Source organism: Hwanghaeella sp. LZ110, from assembly GCF_048892525.1.
In the GTDB taxonomy this organism is placed as follows: domain Bacteria; phylum Pseudomonadota; class Alphaproteobacteria; order UBA8366; family Aestuariispiraceae; genus Pacificispira.
Genome location: NZ_JBLZHT010000002.1, coordinates 363,461 through 380,196, shown reverse-complemented (window position 1 = coordinate 380,196; position 16,736 = coordinate 363,461). Strand labels below are relative to the sequence as shown.

The following is a 16,736-nucleotide window of genomic DNA, read 5'->3' as shown; positions in this document are numbered from 1 at the left end:
CGTCTCGAAGGAGGGGATGCAAGGGCGGTGCTTTCAGCGGGCACACCCTTCGAGACGCTGCGCTCCTCAGGGTAAGGCGCTGGTTTATTGATCCGGGGTCCAGGGCGGCAAGCTCTAACGCTGCTGCGTCTTGGCGACCTTTCCGCTTCGTGCTATCCCCAATTTCAGAGAAATCCAAGAATAGAGGGAGTTGCCAGGAATGACTGAGCCACTGTGGACACCCACCCCCAAGGCGATCGCTGACAGCAACATGACCAAATTCCGCGAGGCCTGTGCGGCGCGTTGGTCTGTTGATCTGCCGGATTACGATGCGCTGTGGCAATGGTCAGTGACAGAGGTTGAGAAATTCTGGGACAGTTTCTGGGATTTCGCAGGCGTGAAGGCGGAAACCAAGGGCAGCCGCATTCTGGTCGATGGCGACAAGATGCCGGGCGCGAAATTCTTCCCCGATGCAAAGATTAACTTCGCAGAAAACCTGCTGTCCCGCCGCGATGATAGCGACGCGCTGGTATTCCGGGCTGAGGACAAGGTACAGCGCCGCATGAGCTGGCGCGAATTGTATGATCTGGTCTCAAAGCTGCGTCAGGCGCTTGCCGCGCAAGGCGTCAGTCAGGGAGACCGGGTAGCGGGCTTTGTGCCCAATATGCCAGAGACGATTGCGGCCATGCTGGCGACAACCTCGCTGGGGGCAATCTGGACCAGTTGCTCACCGGATTTTGGATTGCAGGGTGTGCTGGACCGGTTTGGGCAATCTGAACCCAAGGTTCTGTTTACCGCAGATGGCTATTTCTACAATGGCAAAGGCCATGAAAGCCTGCCCCGGGTTCGGGAATTCCTGACCTACCTGCCCAGTGTTAAAAAGGTCGTGGTGCTGCCCTTGCTGCACGATACACCTGATTGCGAAATGATCCTGGATGCGCAGTCTTTGGCGGATTTCATTGCTGATTTCCCGGCAGAAGAAATCAACTTCCCCCGCTTCGACTTCAACATCCCGCTGTATATCATGTATTCCAGCGGCACGACCGGGAAGCCGAAATGCATCACCCATGGGGCGGGTGGCACGCTGTTGAACCAATGGAAAGAACATCTGCTGCATTGTGATGCAGGCCCTAAGGACCGCACTTTCTATTTCACCACCTGCGGCTGGATGATGTGGAACTGGCTGGTCGCCGGTCTGGCCTGTGGCTCGACATTAGAGCTCTATGATGGCTCCCCCTTCTATCCCAGCGGCAATGTTCTGTTCGATTTTGCCGCTGAGGAAAAGTGGACGATCTTCGGCACCTCTGCAAAATGGATCGATGCCTGCGCCAAGGCGGATTTGAAGCCCCGCGAGACGCACGATCTGTCGTCCATGCGGGTGATGTGCTCCACCGGGTCACCGCTGGTGCCGGAAAGCTTCGATTATGTCTATCGCGATGTGAAGGCGGATGTTCAGCTGAGCTCCATTTCTGGCGGGACCGATATCGTCAGTTGCTTTATGCTGGGCAATCCGGTCAAGCCGGTCTGGCGCGGGGAAATCCAGTCGCCTGGCCTGGGTATGGCCGTGCAAGTCTATGATGACGAGGGCAAACCTGCCGCGACCGGCGAACAGGGCGAATTGGTCTGTGTGAAGCCCTTCCCCTGTATGCCGGTTGGCTTTTGGGGTGACGAGACAGGCGAGCGCTACCACGCTGCCTATTTTGAGAAATATCCGAACATCTGGACCCATGGTGATTTCATTGCGCAATCGGACCATCACGGTTTTACCGTCTATGGTCGGTCCGATGCGACGCTCAATCCCGGTGGCGTGCGGATCGGCACGGCAGAAATCTATCGACAGGTCGAATCTTTCCCGGACGTGCTGGAATCCATCGTCATTGGTCAGAATTGGGACAATGACACCCGCGTTGTCCTGTTCGTGCGCATGAAGGACGGTCAAAAACTGACCGATGATCTGATCACCGCGATCAAGAAGCGCATCCGCACCAATTGCACCCCGCGCCATGTACCGGCCAAGGTCATCGCGGTCACGGATATTCCCCGCACAAGGTCTGGCAAGATCACCGAACTGGCCGTCCGCGACGTCGTCCACGGTCGCGCCATCAAGAATCAGGAGGCCCTGGCAAACCCAGAAGCCCTGGAGCAGTACAAGGATTTGCCGGAGCTTCAGGATTAGGATACCGCTGATCTCTCTTCTCCTAGGGCCGAGTCTGCTCTAACACTAAAGCAAATCCCGAGTAGACGGCAGCGTCTACGACGACGTATTTGCCGAATAAAAGGGGTAAGCGCATCGTGTGTGAGCTCATGCGAGCGCATGATGCTCTGGAAACAACCTTGTGTGAGACCTGTCTGAGCGATGACTGACTCCGCCTTGACCAATTCGGCGCTGCTGAAATTGTTTTCTTCTGCCACGACGTCTTCGGATCGGCGGCGGTTGGAGGATTCTGTTGTCGCGTTCCGGGCTGTTTTGTTGGCGCAACCGGATTATCGCCCCGCCCTGCATCAATTGGGCGTGACCTTGCGCCGCCTGGGACGGGTGGCGGAGGCAGAAGCGGTTTTGCGCACGGCGCTGGAGCGTCACCCCGACGCGCCGGAGATCATGATCGCCCTGGCAGAGACCCTGGCAGATTGGAATCGGATCGACGAAGCGATTGAAATCACAGAGAACGCCATTGCCTTGATGCCCGGCGATGCCGTGCCGCTGACCCTGTTGGCGACATTGCAGGCCCGCCAAGGGGAGAAGATGCTGGCCAGGGCCGCATTGGAGGCTGCTGCTGCCGCGCGCACGCCCTTCGCGCCGGCGCTGACGCTGTTGGGCCAGATCCAACGCCAGGAAGGCGATACCGCCGGATCATTGCGCAGCCTGGACCGGGCGATTGACTGTGCCTTATCCAGACCGGAAGTGGCCCAGGCTCATGTTCAGCATGCCATTACCCTGCTGTGTGATGGAAAAATCGCCAAAGGTTTTCGAGAATATGATTGGCGCTGGAAAACCGGTGCATTGCCAAATCTTAACCCCGGATTGCCCCCCTGGACCGGTGATCCTCTGGCGGGGCGCAAATTGCTGGTACGCTGTGAACAGGGGATGAGTGAATGCCTGCAATTCTTTCGATTGGCCGGATTGATCACCGGCGGTCGTGTGATTGTAGAGGCCCCGCCGGCACTGGTCCCCATTCTGCGGGCCAGCCATCGGGTATCGGACGTCATAGCCCAGGGCGATCCCCTGCCTCAGGCGGATTGCTGGGCACCGCTGCTGTCCCTGCCCAGATTGATGAAAATCGATGCCGATTCAATCCCCGATGAGGTCCCCTATCTGCGTCCGGATCCCAGCCTGTTCGCCGCCTGGCGGGAGCGTCTGGGACCGGGACCAAAGATTGGCATTGCCTGGCATGGCGGGGAACCCTTGTTTGACACCCAGCGCCGCAGCATTCCCCTGGCGGATTTCGCCCCCCTGGCGCAGGTTCCCGGCATTCGATTGATCAGCCTGCAAAAGGGCGAAGGTCGGCGGGAAATCGATGCCGTCCCCTTCCCGATCTATGATCCCAGCGAAGAAATGGATGAAGGCGACGGGGCTTTTATCGATACAGCCGTTGTGATGCAGGAATGCGCCCTGATCATCACCGCCAATACTGCCATTGCGCATCTGGCCGGCGCCCTGGCACGCCCCTGCTGGGTGGTGCTGCCGGAAGGCGGGGATTGGCGGTTTGGATGGCACCCGACCCATAGTGCCTGGTATCCCACCCTGGAATGCCTGCGAAAGCCAAAGGGGGGAACCTATCTGGATGTATTCGAATTCATGTCCCGTCGCCTGACGGCCATCCGCGACGGCCAGGGGGACCTGGCCCTGGACACCGATACACCTGATTCATAACGGCAAATTGATTGAGATATTAGACGAATTGTTTGAAATCTGATCGCCCTACCACATGTGAGCGTATAGTCTGTGGGCGGGACGGACCGGTGGATGATGTCATCCACCGATAGGTGAATTAGGAGATTCTTAATGCGACATTTCTTGGCAATCGCGCTGATCGCGCTTTTTCTGCCAGTATCTGCCCTGGCCATGGGCTTTGGCAATTCCTCCTCGAACGACGGTGAAATGACCTATGATATGGGCTATAAGAAGGCCATGGATGGTCAGTACAGCGAGGCGATCGAGGTTCTGAAAAAGGTTGTCGCCGATGACCCCAAGAATGCCGATGCCTGGAACATGCTGGGCTTTAGCTATCGGAACATTGGTGACAGCGGCAATGCCTGGGATGCCTATGAACGCGCCCTGACCATCAATCCCAACCACAAAGGCGCCCATGAATATCTGGGAGAATGGTATCTGATGCAGGGCGATATGCCCTCTGCCAAGGCACAGTTGGACAAATTGAAAATGCTGTGTCCGACCGGCTGCACAGAATCCGAGACTTTAGAAGCTTCCATCCAGAAAGCCGCCAGTCAGTCCTGATTGACACCCCTACAAGACCATCGCTGGGTAAATCTATCCGGCGATGGTTCTGGCGCGGATCATTTCGGCAAGACAGGTTCGTCTGGCCAGATTATCCAGGCTGGCACCGCGCAATTCCACATGCTTGACCGCCATTGTGCCATTCTGAGGGTACAAAAACAGATCCAAGGTGCAGGCCCCGCCCTGAAACTGGCGAACCTCTGCCGGGCCATCGCGACGCACCAAATCCGGATGCCCCAATTGACCATCCAGCAAATCACCATTCAGCCCCATGAACTGCATAGGATCATCATTGACCCGCTCAACGGCTGCGACAGGGGCCACAGCGATGCTGCCACCGGTATCCCCCGTTGCTGCCGGTGGTACGGCAGGAATCGCGATCTGGGCGGTCGGCGAAGCCGGGGCGTTCGCCGTGGTGATGGAATTTTCAAACACCTGACAGCCAGGGCTTAAGGCCAGGGCCGACACGGCCAGCAAGGCGGCAACGGCAATGGGAAGGCGGGTAATCATTTACGGTATTCCTTTACGACCGTGCGGAGCATTTCTTATGCATCACCGGACATGGCTTCAAACTCTGCCTTTCTGGGCAGGGATTCATACAGATGGACTGCAGCAGCGGCGACCAGGACCGGCGCAATCAAATTAACAATCGGGATAGACATCAACAGGACCGACAGGATGCCGAAAACAATAAATTTCGTAGCATAGGCCTTGCGCAATCGCTGTGCCGGTCCGTCGGGCATACGCCGGGCGGCCACCAGTTCAAAAAACTCGCGCCCCACCAGATATCCGTTCACGAACAGAAACAGAAACGCCCCCGATCCAAAGACGACCAATAAGATCAGATAGACCGGCAAGGCGATCAGGTTCAAAAGAACCGTGATACCCAGAAACTTTAGCGCGCCATAGACTGCTTCCAGGATCGGCTGGCTGCGCGCATTTGTGCGTTGCGGGTAATGTTTGGCCTCCACTGCTTCGCACACGCTGTCCAGAAAAATACTGATCACGGAAACCGCCGTGACCGGAAACAACAGCCAGGTCAGCCCCCCCGCGCCCAACGCAAAAGAAATCCAGCCAATTTCATCCGCAGCATTGCCCAATGATTCAATCGCGCCCCCGATCAGCCAAAGCTGGGTCCAATTGACCTGTTGCAAGGCCCAGCCTACAGCGGACCACAACAGGATCATCGTCAAGATTGCCCCGACAATTCCCATCACAACCACCCGCAAAAAACGAGGGTCGGGCAATTGCTCCATGGCTTTGCCAAACGCGCTAAACATCAGATCGATCAACCTTACTTGCGGGGGAACGGGACGCACAGCGTCCAAGCCGCTTCGTCGAACGGCATGCCCCTCTTTCATCAGCGGAATATCTATTGAGATTCTGCCGGAATTACAAGATGCCGTCGCATTTCCCTTCCGACCGCAGTGCAGCATCGAATTTTGTTGCATGCATTTCATTCTGTATACAGAATACAGTAATTCAAAAGAATACCCTGGTAAGGAAATCATTGTGTCTGGAATGGAACCGGTGGCGGAACGGATGAGTTTGGTGGATCAGGTGCATGCGCGCCTGGTTGAGGCCGTTTGCTCTGGCGATCTGGCACCCGGCACCCCGTTGCGCCAGGAATGGTTGGCGGAAGAACTGAACGTGTCCCGGCAGCCGATCATTCAGGCCTTGTCGATGTTGAAACGCGATGGGCTGATCGAACCGGCTGGGAAACGCGGCTTTCAGGTGACCGCCGTCGATGCGCAAACCGCCCGCCATGTCTATGACCTGCGCGCCGCCTTTGATGGACTGGCGGCACGGCTGGCGGCGGGACAGTCGGACACCGTGCGCCGCCATGCCCTGATCGAGGAAATGAAGGCGGGCTATCTGGCCCTGAAAGCGGAAGACACGACCGCCCTGGTACAGGCCGATATCGCCTTTCATCAAGCGGTCTATGAATTATCTGGAAATCCCATGCTGCCAGAGGCTTCTGCTGCTGTGTGGCGTCAAATTCGCCGCGTCATGCGCGCAGTCCTGGAACATCGCACCGCCCGGGCTTCGGTCTGGGAAGAACATGCCGGCATTGCCGCCGCCATTCGACAGGGGGATGCCGCATTGGCGGAAACCCGTGCCGTAAACCATGCCCGAGACGCCGCAGATCAGCTGATCGGGTGGATGATTGAAAGAAACTGACCCCACCGACAGACAAGATTGGACGGGTTCATTGGAGGAAAAGGAGAGTATCATGAAATTGAGCGAAGCGGCCCTGGCCGATTTCAAGACGAAAGGCTTCGTCTTCCTGCCTGAACTGTTCTCCCGCGAAGAAGCAGCCCTTCTTTTGGACGAGGCGAAAGCCATTTACGCGACCGACCGGGAAGAGGTCTGGCGCGAATCTTCTGGTGTCGCGCGCACAGCCTTTGCCGCCCATACCTATAACGAGGCGCACCGTCGTCTGGGCGCCCATCCGCGTCTGCTGGACCCTGTGATGCAGATCCTGGAAGAACAGGTCTATATGCATCAATACAAGATCAACGCCAAAGCCGCCTTTGACGGCGATGTCTGGCAATGGCATCAGGATTACGGTACCTGGCAGCGTGACGACGATATGCCCGAACCCCGCGCCTTCAACATCGCCCTGTTCCTGGAAGACGTGACACCCGCCAATGGGCCGCTGCTGTTCATTCCGGAAAGCCATGAGGCCGGTGTGCTGGAAGCCGGGCATGACCTGGAAACCACCTCTTACCCGCTGTGGACTCTGGACCGTGAAACAGTGTCACGTCTGGCAAAGGAAGGCGGCTGCGAGGCCCCCGTTGGCCCGGCAGGGTCTGTGGTGATGTTCCATGGCAATCTGGTTCATGCCAGCCCGGCCAATATCAGCCCGTTTGACCGCACCATCGTCTATTTGAGCCTGTGTGCGGTTTCCAATCATATCCGCCAGTTCAAGCGCAAGGAATGGATCGCCCATCGCGATTTCACGCCGATCACGCCCTTGGAAGACAATTGCCTGGACGATCTGGTCGCAGCCCATCAGGCCTCTCGAACAGCCCAGGCGGCGGAGTAATTTGGTATGAACCTTGATGCAAAACTCCGTCGCCGCGCGGCGGAGGGGAATCCCGTTCGCGTTGGCATCATCGGTGCCGGTAAATTCGGCGCGATGTTTTTGAGCCAATGCGGACACCATCCGGGCTATCACGTTCTGGGTATTGCGGACTTAAGCGCCGATCGTGCCCGGGCAACCCTGGATCGCGTTGGCTGGCCAAAAGAGCGTTATGACGCCCCCGATGCTGCCACCGCCCTGGCCCAGAAGAAGACCTGGATCACCGAAGACGCCGATGCCTTGATTGAGGCGGATGGCCTGGAGGTCCTGATCGACGCCACCGGCAACCCGGCAGCAGGCATTCGCCATGCCCTGAAAGGCATCGAAAACGGTCGCCATCTGGTCATGGTGAATGTGGAGGCCGATGTTCTGGCCGGTCCATTACTGGCGAAAAAAGCGGAACAGTCTGGTCTGGTCTACAGTCTGGCCTATGGCGACCAACCTGCCCTGATTGCCGAAATGGTCGATTGGGGCCGGACTGTTGGCATGGATATCGTCTGTGCCGGGAAGGGCACGAAATATCTGCCTGCCTATCACCATGTCACGCCCGATGATGTCTGGACCCACTACGGATTGACGCCAGAACAGGCCAAGGCCGGGGGTATGAATCCGCAAATGTTCAACAGCTTCCTGGATGGCACCAAATCCGCGATTGAAATGGCCGCCGTTTCCAACGCCTGTGATCTGGTTCCGCAAGATGATGGTCTGGCCTTTCCGCCTTGTGGCGTGGACGACCTGCCCCGCATCCTGTCACCCAGAGAGACAGGCGGCGTCCTGAGCCGCAAGGGTACGGTGGAAGTGGTGTCCAGCGTGGAACGGGATGGCCGCCCGGTCTTCCGGGACTTGCGCTGGGGCGTTTATGTCACCTTCGAAGCGCCCAGCGATTATGTCGCCCGCTGTTTTTCCGAATACGGCCTGTTGACGGATCCAACCGGGCGCTATTCCACGATGTACAAGCCCTATCACCTGATCGGGCTGGAACTGGGAATATCCGTTGCCAGCGCCGCCCTGCGTCAGGAAGCCACCGGCGCGCCGCGCGCCTGGGCAGGCGATGCCGTTGCCACCGCCAAGAAGCCGCTGAAACAGGGCGACCAATTGGATGGCGAAGGCGGTTATACCGTCTATGGCAAATTGATGCCTGCGGCCACATCCCGCGCAAAAGGGGCCTTGCCGATTGGCCTTGCCCATGGGATCACATTGAAACGTTCCGTCGCCACCGACCAGGTCCTGACCTGGGACGATGTGGTCCTGGACGAACAAGACCCAACTTTGCGCTTCCGGAAAGAGATGGAAGCCGCCTTCTCTTAAAAGGAGACCGCCGCCATGACCAATCCTGTCGCCATCGTCACAGGAGGATCGCGCGGGATTGGGGCGGCGTGTTGCCGGATGCTGGCGGCACGGGGCTATGATGTCGCCTTCTCCTATACCGCGAATGATGCCGCCGCTGCCACTGTCTCTGCAGAGATTGAGGCGGCGGGCGTACAGGCCCTGGCGATCAAGGCAGATATGGCAACGGAAGACGGGGTTCTGGCCCTTTTCACTGCTGCTGATGGGCGCTTTGGCAGGTTGGATCAGGTGGTGATCAATGCTGGAATTACAGGCAGGATCAAGCGCGTGGTCGATATGTCCGTTGAGGATATCCAGGCTGTTATGAACCTGAATATCGTCGGTGCGATGCTGTGTGCGCGGGAATCGGTCAAACGGATGTCGACGAAAAGCGGGGGGAAGGGTGGCACCATCGTCATCGTCTCTTCCGCCGCTGCCTGGCTGGGATCCCCCAACGAATTCGTGCATTACGCTGCCAGCAAGGGCGCAACAAATTCCCTGACCATTGGTTTGGCAAAAGAAGTCGCCCAGGAAGGAATCCGCGTGAATGCCGTCGCACCGGGCCTGATCGATACCGACATTCATGCCACAGCTGGCGCGCCCGACCGGGTGGAACGGCTGCAATCCATGGTCCCCATGGGGCGGGGCGGCACCGCGGAAGAAGTGGCCGAAGCGATCCTGTGGCTGCTGTCTAATGACTCCCGCTATACAACGGGCGTGATCCTGCCTGTCAGCGGTGGGCGCTAGCGCATCCTGCCGCCAGGAGCGCAAAATAAACACGTCAGCATCCTGCGACCGCAGGAGCGCAAAATAAACAGTTCAGCATCCTGCGCCCGCAGGAGCTCAACAATAAACCAAGCATCCTGCGGCCGCAGGAACTCATTCTCAATACGTCCGTATTCTATGCTCGCATCCGCAAAAATCGATGAACGGGCACAACACCTTTTCCCGCGATGGACAGGATGAAACGTTCAGGGGGTTTGTAGGCACCCCACGACAAGTGCAAACTGCGCCCCAACAATAAGAGTGTGAGCTGAGGCATCCCCATGAGTCCTCCGGTATCGGAGATTGATCAGGTCGCGGCAAAGGTCGCCGCCGTTCCCGTGCGCCTGGATTCAGGGCCCGGACGCCCCTTGATGGCCGCCCTGTTGATGACATTGGCCGCCGCACTTTTTGCCTGTTTGAATGGGCTGGTGAAACAAACGAACCTGATGGGCATGGATGCCTTGCAGATATCCTTTCTGCGCAGCGTCTTCGCAGCAGGCGCAATGCTGCCCTTTCTGATACAGCCCATCCGCAAGAATGGCTTCGCCTATCTGATACCGCAACGACCTTTTCTGATGCTGTTTCGGGGCGCAACCGCCTGTGTCGGGGTCATCGTCTGGATGACCGCACTGACCATGCTGCCGCTGGCCGAGGTCACAGCGATCAGTTTTGCAGCCCCACTTTTCGCGACGATTGGCAGTGCCGTGATCCTGCGCGAAACCGTGCGTTTGCGGCGGTGGACCGCTGTCGCAATCGGGTTTTTCGGCGTTCTGGTAATCCTGCGACCGGGTATGGTTCCGCTTGAAGCCGGCACGTTCTGGGCCCTGGCCGCAGCGGGGGGCATGGCGATGTCTGCCCTGTTGATCAAGCTTTTGACCCGCACGGAACCACCGGAGCGGATTGTGTTCTGGACCAATGTATGCCTGACAGTCGGGACATTGATACCCGCCCTGACGGTCTGGATGCCCATGACCCCAGAATTGTGGCTATTGGGCATTGGTATGGGGGTTACGGGCGCGATCAGTCATATCCTGATGACCAAGGCCTTTGCCGCCGCCGATGCCTCCATCGTTATCCCTTTTGACTATGCCAGGCTGCCCTTCGTCGCAATTGTCGGCTATTTCGCCTTTGGTCAGGTGTCGGATTACATCACCTGGATTGGTGCCGCGATCATCGCCAGCAGCGCCATCTACATTGCCCGGCGGGAACAGCAATTGACGAAGAAATCACGCGCGGTTCAGGACTGATCGAACCTGTGCCGGACTTGCCGGTGTACCGCCCGCTGCCTCAATTTCTTTGATCGCTTGTCGGGTCAGATCCAGATTGCTGATCTGTGACTGCCAGGGGGCGTCTTCCAGCCCGACCCGCACATGCCCACCCGCCCGCACCGCAGGGGCAATCAGGGATGTGATATCAACGCGCAAGCCTGCGATCATCCAGGAGGCCTGAGGGGCGACGTGATCCAAAAGCTTACAATGTGCCTCTAACGCCCAACCCTGTGGTGGAAAGCCAAAGGCAAACCCGTCCGAAAACATGAAGCGATAGATCGGCACCGGACAGCCGGGCATCGCCTTATGCAGCGCCGCACCCAGGCGGGTAAAGCCAGGCTCGTATATCGCATAGCCGGGGTGGAATTTATACTGGGCCGCCAGCCGCAGCCCCTGCTGGATATGGTCGCCGGGATTGGCGTACAGAAACCCCGTTTCCCCGTCCGCAATCTCTTCAAAACCTGCAATCTGGGTGGAGCCCGGATCGACCACGCCGCATTCCAGTAGGCCCCGCTTGGCCAGTTCCTCCGCATGGGAGAAGCGCTGAACCGCGCTCATCCCATTGGGGTCGCCTAAACCGCCTGGGAAGGGAATGGTGGGATAGACCATCGCGTCACTTTTCGCGCGAATGCCCTCGATGATCCGGGCATAGGTCCGCCAGTCGTCGTCCTGGCGTCCACTGATCGGGTCATAGGCATGGACATGGATGATCGCCGCGCCCGCCTCAATACAGGCCAGCCCTTCGGCGACAACCTCTTCCACCGTGATCGGCATCAAGGGTTGTTTGGCCCGCGTCCAGGGCCCGTTCAGTGCCACTTCCAGCCAGGTCGCCATGGGACCTATGCCCCAACCGGAACCGCTGAGAAACTCGCCGCCAGGGTCAACAGCAGGGCTGCCAGCACGCCGATGGTCAGAATCTTGCGCAAGGTACCATACCAGACGGGAAACATGCCCGCCTTCACCGCCTTGATATCGACCAAAAAGGCCAGCGCGAAGGCGATGATGAAACCAATCAGTTTTACCGAAATATCCGGCGTCAACAGCAAGACCCAGCCCAACAGCGACGGTAAAACAGACCACAAAAGCCTGGGCCCGGTCGGCCCATACCGATCCCCCGCCAGGGCCCGTCCCCAATGCACGCCCCCCAAAAACGACAGGATCACCGCCGCATACCCAAATTGCAGCGACAACGCCCCCCCGACCAACATAGGATCCCCGTTCCACAGCGTAACCACTGGCGCAAAGAAGGGGATCAGACCCAGAAGACCGAGGATCAGGGCGGGTTTGGGGATGGTGACGATAGGAGTATTCATAAAGCAAACGTCTTTCGAAAGCGCCCTGAAGTCAATCAAAAGCAAAATTGACTTAATATGAATCACACAACTATATTATGAGGATATTTCATTTTACGATTATAGGGCGTTATCTGAATGAGTTGGTCCCTTTTTATTGACGAGTCTGGGCAGGATCAAAAATCGAGCCCTTACGAAGTTCTCGCGGGAATTGCTATTAAAGATAGTCAAATATGGCCTCTTATTCAGGAGTTAACCAAACTCCAAATACAGATATTTGGTATCCCGTTGTTTTCTGCCTATGGAAAGGAAGCCAAAGCCCAAAAGCTTTTAAAGGCAAAAGTGTTCAAACATGCGGTGCAGCTTCCACAAATTGACCCCATTTTAAGAAGGCAATTGGCATATGAGGTTTTGCAAGATGGGTCTGCGGTATCAAAACAGCGGCTGACTGCCTTGGCACAGGCAAAGCTCGACTATTGCTTGAAATCCCTCATCGCGACGAGACAGTTTGGAGGCGTCGCCTTTGCTTCGATCGTACCGCAATCCGCGCAGCGACCCAGCACAGATAGATTACGGAAGGATTATGCATATCTATTCGAAAGGTTCTTTTCCCACTTGAACCTTCAACGCGATCAACCGATGGGGTACTTGATCTTTGATGAACTTGAAAAATCCGCAAGCCAGATTTTGCTAAACCAGGTTCAAGCTTACTTTAAAGAAACCCGAAACGGTCGAACGCGCTCCCGCCTCATTATTCCGGAACCTTTTTTTGTGCACAGCGATTTAACAACATTGGTCCAAATGGCGGACCTTATCGCCTATGTCATCAGTTGGGGGGTCCGATTAAAGAACATGGATTATCCAAGACGCCCAGAATTGGCGTCCTTTGCTGAAGAGATTCTGAAGCTAAGATTCACCCATATCACGGACCGGGGTTATAATGTTTATGGTTTTAAAGTTATCAATGACTTGCGGGCTTTGAATGATCGGCAATTAGAATAAAAAAAGGCAATGCCGTTCCCGACAAAGCCTCCATGGGAAACATAAGCACTTGAGGGGCCTGCGTCCATAAAAAAGTTGAATTAAGAAATCAATACCACCCTGAATATAAATTTTCTTAATGCGCTTCCGCCCAGTTTGCACCGGTGCCTGCTTCCACTACCAAGGGCACGCTCAGTTCCAGCACCGGGTTGGCGGCGTTTTGCATTGTGTCTTTGACGCATTTGATGACGGCGTCTTCGCGGCCCTGTTTCGCTTCAAAGACCAATTCATCGTGGACCTGTAGCAGCATTTTTGCGTCTTCGGTCAGGCCCGCATCGGCCAGGGCCTTGGGGATGCGGATCATGGCGCGTTTGATGATGTCTGCCGCCGTTCCCTGGATCGGGGCGTTGATGGATTGGCGTTCCGCATAGTTTTTGCGCATCGGGTTTTTGTCCAGGATGGTCGGGATATGGATGCGCCGCCCGAACAGGGTCTCCACCCGGCCATGTTTGCGACAATAGTCCACCGTTTCATCCATGTAATGCTGAATGCCGGGGAATTTCTGGAAATAGCGGGTGATGAAGTCCTGCGCCTCGCCCCGGGACACGCCGATCTGATTGGCCAGGCCAAAGGCGGAGATGCCATAGATGATGCCGAAATTGATCGCCTTTGCCTTGCGGCGAATATCGGGCGTCATATCGGCCATGGGCACGTTAAAGACCTCCGACGCGGTGGCCGCATGAATATCCTGACCGTCCAGAAAGGCCTGAATCAGCGGCTCGATTTTGGCGACATGGGCGACCAGCCGCAATTCGATTTGGGAATAATCCAAAGAGATCAGGGTGGAGCCCTGGGGGGCCACAAAGGCCTGGCGGATTTTGCGGCCTTCTTCCATGCGGATCGGGATGTTCTGCAGGTTCGGATCGGTCGAACTCAACCGCCCGGTCTGCGCGCCGGTCATCATATAGGATGTATGAACCCGCCCGGTCTCCGGATGGATGTCTTCGACCAGCGCATCGGTATAGGTGCTTTTCAGCTTGGACAGCATGCGCCAGTCCAACAGCCTTGCAACAATGGGGTGGGCGTCACGCAGCGGTTCCAGGACTTCTGAATTGGTGGAATAGGCCCCGGTCTTGGTTTTCTTGCCGCCTTGCAGGCCCATTTCGTCAAACAGCACTTCGCCCAATTGCTTGGGGGAGCCGACATTGAATTCCCGCCCCGCATCCTTGTGGATCGCCACCTCCAAATCTGCAAGGCGATGGGCGAAATCCTTGGACATCGCGCGCAGAACGGTTGGATCGACCTTAATGCCGGTCCGTTCCATCTCCGCCAGGATCGGGACCAGCGGGCGTTCTATCGTCTCATAGACCGTGGTCAGCTTTTCCGTTAGCAATTGCGGTTTCAGCTTCTGCCAAAGGCGCAGGGTGATGTCGGCATCTTCGGCCGCATAGTCGCAGGCCTTGTCCAGCGGCACCTGATCAAAGGTGACCTGAGATTTGCCCTTACCTGCCACGTCAGAGAAGGAAATCGTGCTGTGATCCAGATGCAGTTCGGACAATTCGTCCATGCCGTGGCCGTGCATGCCGCCTTCCAGCACGAAACTGATCAGCATCGTATCGTCAATTGGGCCGACGGAAATTCCCTCCTGAGCGAAAATGACCGCATCGTATTTGATGTTCTGACCGATCTTCAGCACGCCTGGGTCTTCCAGCAGCGGTTTTAGCAGATCCAGGGCTTCTTTCTTTGGAATTTGCTTAGGGGCCTCGCCGCCCTGGTCAAAGATATCCCCCCCCTGGCCCGGCGCGACATGCGACAGCGGGATATAGCACGCTTTGCCTGCTTCTATCGCCAGAGAGACACCAACGATCTTGGCGCGCATCTGATTGACGCTGGTGGTTTCCGTATCGACGGCCACCGTTCCCTTTTTGCTGGCAGCGGCGATCCAGTCTTTCAGCATCGCCACATCCTGCACCAATTCATAGGTGGCTTCGGTCGGGGTTGGCGCGGCTGCGGCCTGTTCCTGTGCGCCACCCTTTTCACTGCCATCGCCGACGCGCGCAATCAGGCGCTTGAAATTATTGTCCTGCAGGAAGGTCATCAGCCGGTCTTTATCCATGACCGATCGTTTCAATTCGGTCAGCGGGACCGGCACGTCAACATCGCGCACCAGGGTTACCAATTGGCGCGATATTCGGGCCTGATCCGCAAATTCAATCAGGCTTTCACGGCGTTTGGGCTGTTTGATTTCAGAGGCACGCGCCAGCAGCGACTCCAGATCGCCATAGGCATTGATCAATTGCGCTGCGGTCTTGATCCCAATGCCTGGCACGCCCGGCACATTATCAGACGAATCCCCGGCCAGCGCCTGAACATCCACAACGCGGTCCGGGCCGACGCCGAATTTCTCCATCACCTGATCGAATTTGATGTCGATATTCTTCATCGGGTCCCACATGGAAACCTTGTCATCGACCAATTGCATCAAATCCTTATCCGACGAAACCACGGTCACAATCGCGCCTAGCGCCTTGGCCTGTTCGGCATAGGTCGCGATCAGATCATCCGCCTCATAGCCTTCCATCTGGATGGCGGGCAGGCTGAGCGCGGCGACCGCTTCGTGAATAAGCGGAAATTGCGGGATCAGTTCTTCCGGTGCATCAGGACGATGCCCCTTATAATCCGGATAAATGTCATTGCGGAAGTTGATCCGCTTGGCATCAAAGATCACCGCGACATAATCCGCATCCGTCTGTTCAATCAGATTCAACAGCATGCTTGTGACGCCAAACACCGCATTGGTGGGCGTCCCATCTGCACGGTTCATTGGCGGCAGCGCGAAGAAGGCACGGAAAATATACCCTGACCCATCAACGAGATAGAGATGCTTTGGGCTGTCATTGGAATCGGCGGACATCAGGGCAAAACCTTACGAAAAGTCAAATGGGATACGGCGTTCCAGCACAGTATGCCCGTCTCTTAACGATGGGGAAATACCGGCGCGCTTGAATTTTGCCGCCAATGGCACAAAATAAGAAGAACGCGGGTGGATGCCTCTATCAGGGTCCAGGCGCGGAGAATGGCACTCGCTTGATTTTGATAAGGAGATCGCCCCATGGCGCGCATGACGCTTTTTAACAGCCCCCTTTTGCTGGGCTTTGATGAAATTGAACGCACCCTTGATCGGGTTGCCAAAATGTCTTCGGACGGCTATCCCCCCTATAACATAGAACAACTGGACGAAGACTGTTTGCGCATTACCTTGGCTGTTGCAGGTTTCTCAGAAGATGACCTGACAATTCAGCGGGAAGATGATCAGCTTGTTGTGGTTGGTCGCCAGATGGCGGATACAGCAGAGACTGATCGGATTTTTCTGCATCGCGGCATTGCGGCACGCCAGTTTCAGCGCCGCTTTGTTCTGGCAGAAGGAATTGAGATCGAAGGTGCCACGTTAAGCAACGGTTTGTTGGACATTGATTTACGCCGCCCGAAACCGGAAACACGGGTGCAGAATATTGTGATTAACAAGGGCAGCAGCAAATCCGCGCGCCAAACACCGAAAACGTTAGATGTAGAGGATGCATAAA

Annotated in this window: 15 protein-coding genes; 10 read left to right on the top strand and 5 right to left on the bottom strand. The window is 56.7% G+C overall.

Annotation, left to right across the window (positions count from 1 at the left end):
- Positions 1–199 precede the first annotated feature (199 nt).
- The 3 genes from ACOSDM_RS05535 (at position 200) to ACOSDM_RS05525 (ending at position 4,435) form a co-directional block, all read left to right on the top strand.
- Complete coding sequence (locus tag ACOSDM_RS05535) at positions 200–2,155, top strand: acetoacetate--CoA ligase (protein WP_420723494.1); 1,956 nt, start codon at positions 200–202, stop codon at positions 2,153–2,155.
- Between the two features lie 180 nt (positions 2,156–2,335).
- The gene (locus ACOSDM_RS05530; protein ID WP_420723493.1) at positions 2,336–3,850 is read left to right on the top strand and encodes a tetratricopeptide repeat protein; all 1,515 of its coding nucleotides are present in this window, start codon (positions 2,336–2,338) and stop codon (positions 3,848–3,850) included.
- Positions 3,851–3,982: 132 nt separating this feature from the next.
- On the top strand, positions 3,983–4,435 hold the full coding sequence (locus tag ACOSDM_RS05525) for a tetratricopeptide repeat protein (protein ID WP_420723492.1): 453 nt from the start codon (positions 3,983–3,985) through the stop codon (positions 4,433–4,435).
- 33 nt (positions 4,436–4,468) lie between these two features.
- On the opposite strand, the gene ACOSDM_RS05520 is transcribed toward ACOSDM_RS05525, so the two are convergent.
- Together ACOSDM_RS05520 and ACOSDM_RS05515 are read right to left on the bottom strand one after the other, a co-directional pair.
- Complete coding sequence (locus ACOSDM_RS05520) at positions 4,469–4,945, bottom strand: hypothetical protein (RefSeq protein WP_420723491.1); 477 nt, start codon at positions 4,943–4,945, stop codon at positions 4,469–4,471.
- 35 nt (positions 4,946–4,980) lie between these two features.
- The gene (locus ACOSDM_RS05515) at positions 4,981–5,796 is read right to left on the bottom strand and encodes an EI24 domain-containing protein (protein WP_420723490.1); all 816 of its coding nucleotides are present in this window, start codon (positions 5,794–5,796) and stop codon (positions 4,981–4,983) included.
- Positions 5,797–5,956: 160 nt separating this feature from the next.
- Between ACOSDM_RS05515 and ACOSDM_RS05510 the strand changes: the two genes are divergently transcribed.
- The 5 genes from ACOSDM_RS05510 (at position 5,957) to ACOSDM_RS05490 (ending at position 10,858) form a co-directional block, all read left to right on the top strand.
- On the top strand, positions 5,957–6,616 hold the full coding sequence (locus tag ACOSDM_RS05510; protein ID WP_420723641.1) for a GntR family transcriptional regulator: 660 nt from the start codon (positions 5,957–5,959) through the stop codon (positions 6,614–6,616).
- 52 nt (positions 6,617–6,668) lie between these two features.
- Positions 6,669–7,484 (top strand): phytanoyl-CoA dioxygenase family protein, encoded by an 816-nt coding sequence (locus ACOSDM_RS05505; RefSeq protein WP_420723489.1) that lies wholly within the window; start codon positions 6,669–6,671, stop codon positions 7,482–7,484.
- A 6-nt stretch (positions 7,485–7,490) separates the two neighbouring features.
- The gene (locus tag ACOSDM_RS05500) at positions 7,491–8,828 is read left to right on the top strand and encodes an NAD(P)H-dependent oxidoreductase (protein ID WP_420723488.1); all 1,338 of its coding nucleotides are present in this window, start codon (positions 7,491–7,493) and stop codon (positions 8,826–8,828) included.
- Between the two features lie 15 nt (positions 8,829–8,843).
- Entirely contained in the window at positions 8,844–9,593 is a 750-nt protein-coding gene (locus ACOSDM_RS05495; RefSeq protein WP_420723487.1) for an SDR family oxidoreductase, read from the top strand.
- Between the two features lie 299 nt (positions 9,594–9,892).
- On the top strand, positions 9,893–10,858 hold the full coding sequence (locus tag ACOSDM_RS05490) for a DMT family transporter (RefSeq protein WP_420723486.1): 966 nt from the start codon (positions 9,893–9,895) through the stop codon (positions 10,856–10,858).
- Here ACOSDM_RS05490 and ACOSDM_RS05485 read toward each other — a convergent pair.
- Together ACOSDM_RS05485 and ACOSDM_RS05480 are read right to left on the bottom strand one after the other, a co-directional pair.
- Positions 10,838–11,713 (bottom strand): 3-keto-5-aminohexanoate cleavage protein, encoded by an 876-nt coding sequence (locus ACOSDM_RS05485; protein ID WP_420723485.1) that lies wholly within the window; start codon positions 11,711–11,713, stop codon positions 10,838–10,840. The genes ACOSDM_RS05490 and ACOSDM_RS05485 overlap by 21 nt on opposite strands.
- A 5-nt stretch (positions 11,714–11,718) precedes the next feature.
- On the bottom strand, positions 11,719–12,192 hold the full coding sequence (locus ACOSDM_RS05480; RefSeq protein WP_420723484.1) for a DUF3429 domain-containing protein: 474 nt from the start codon (positions 12,190–12,192) through the stop codon (positions 11,719–11,721).
- Between the two features lie 117 nt (positions 12,193–12,309).
- On the opposite strand from ACOSDM_RS05480, the gene ACOSDM_RS05475 reads away from it, so the two are divergent.
- Positions 12,310–13,173, top strand: a complete 864-nt coding sequence (locus tag ACOSDM_RS05475) for a DUF3800 domain-containing protein (protein ID WP_420723483.1) — start codon at positions 12,310–12,312, stop codon at positions 13,171–13,173.
- Positions 13,174–13,288: 115 nt separating this feature from the next.
- Here ACOSDM_RS05475 and polA read toward each other — a convergent pair whose 3' ends face one another.
- A complete protein-coding gene (gene polA / locus ACOSDM_RS05470; protein WP_420723482.1) occupies positions 13,289–16,066 on the bottom strand; it encodes a DNA polymerase I in 2,778 nt (925 codons plus the stop codon).
- Between the two features lie 198 nt (positions 16,067–16,264).
- Between polA and ACOSDM_RS05465 the strand changes: the two genes are divergently transcribed.
- The gene (locus ACOSDM_RS05465; RefSeq protein ID WP_420723481.1) at positions 16,265–16,735 is read left to right on the top strand and encodes an Hsp20 family protein; all 471 of its coding nucleotides are present in this window, start codon (positions 16,265–16,267) and stop codon (positions 16,733–16,735) included.
- The last annotated feature ends 1 nt before the right edge of the window (position 16,736 follow it).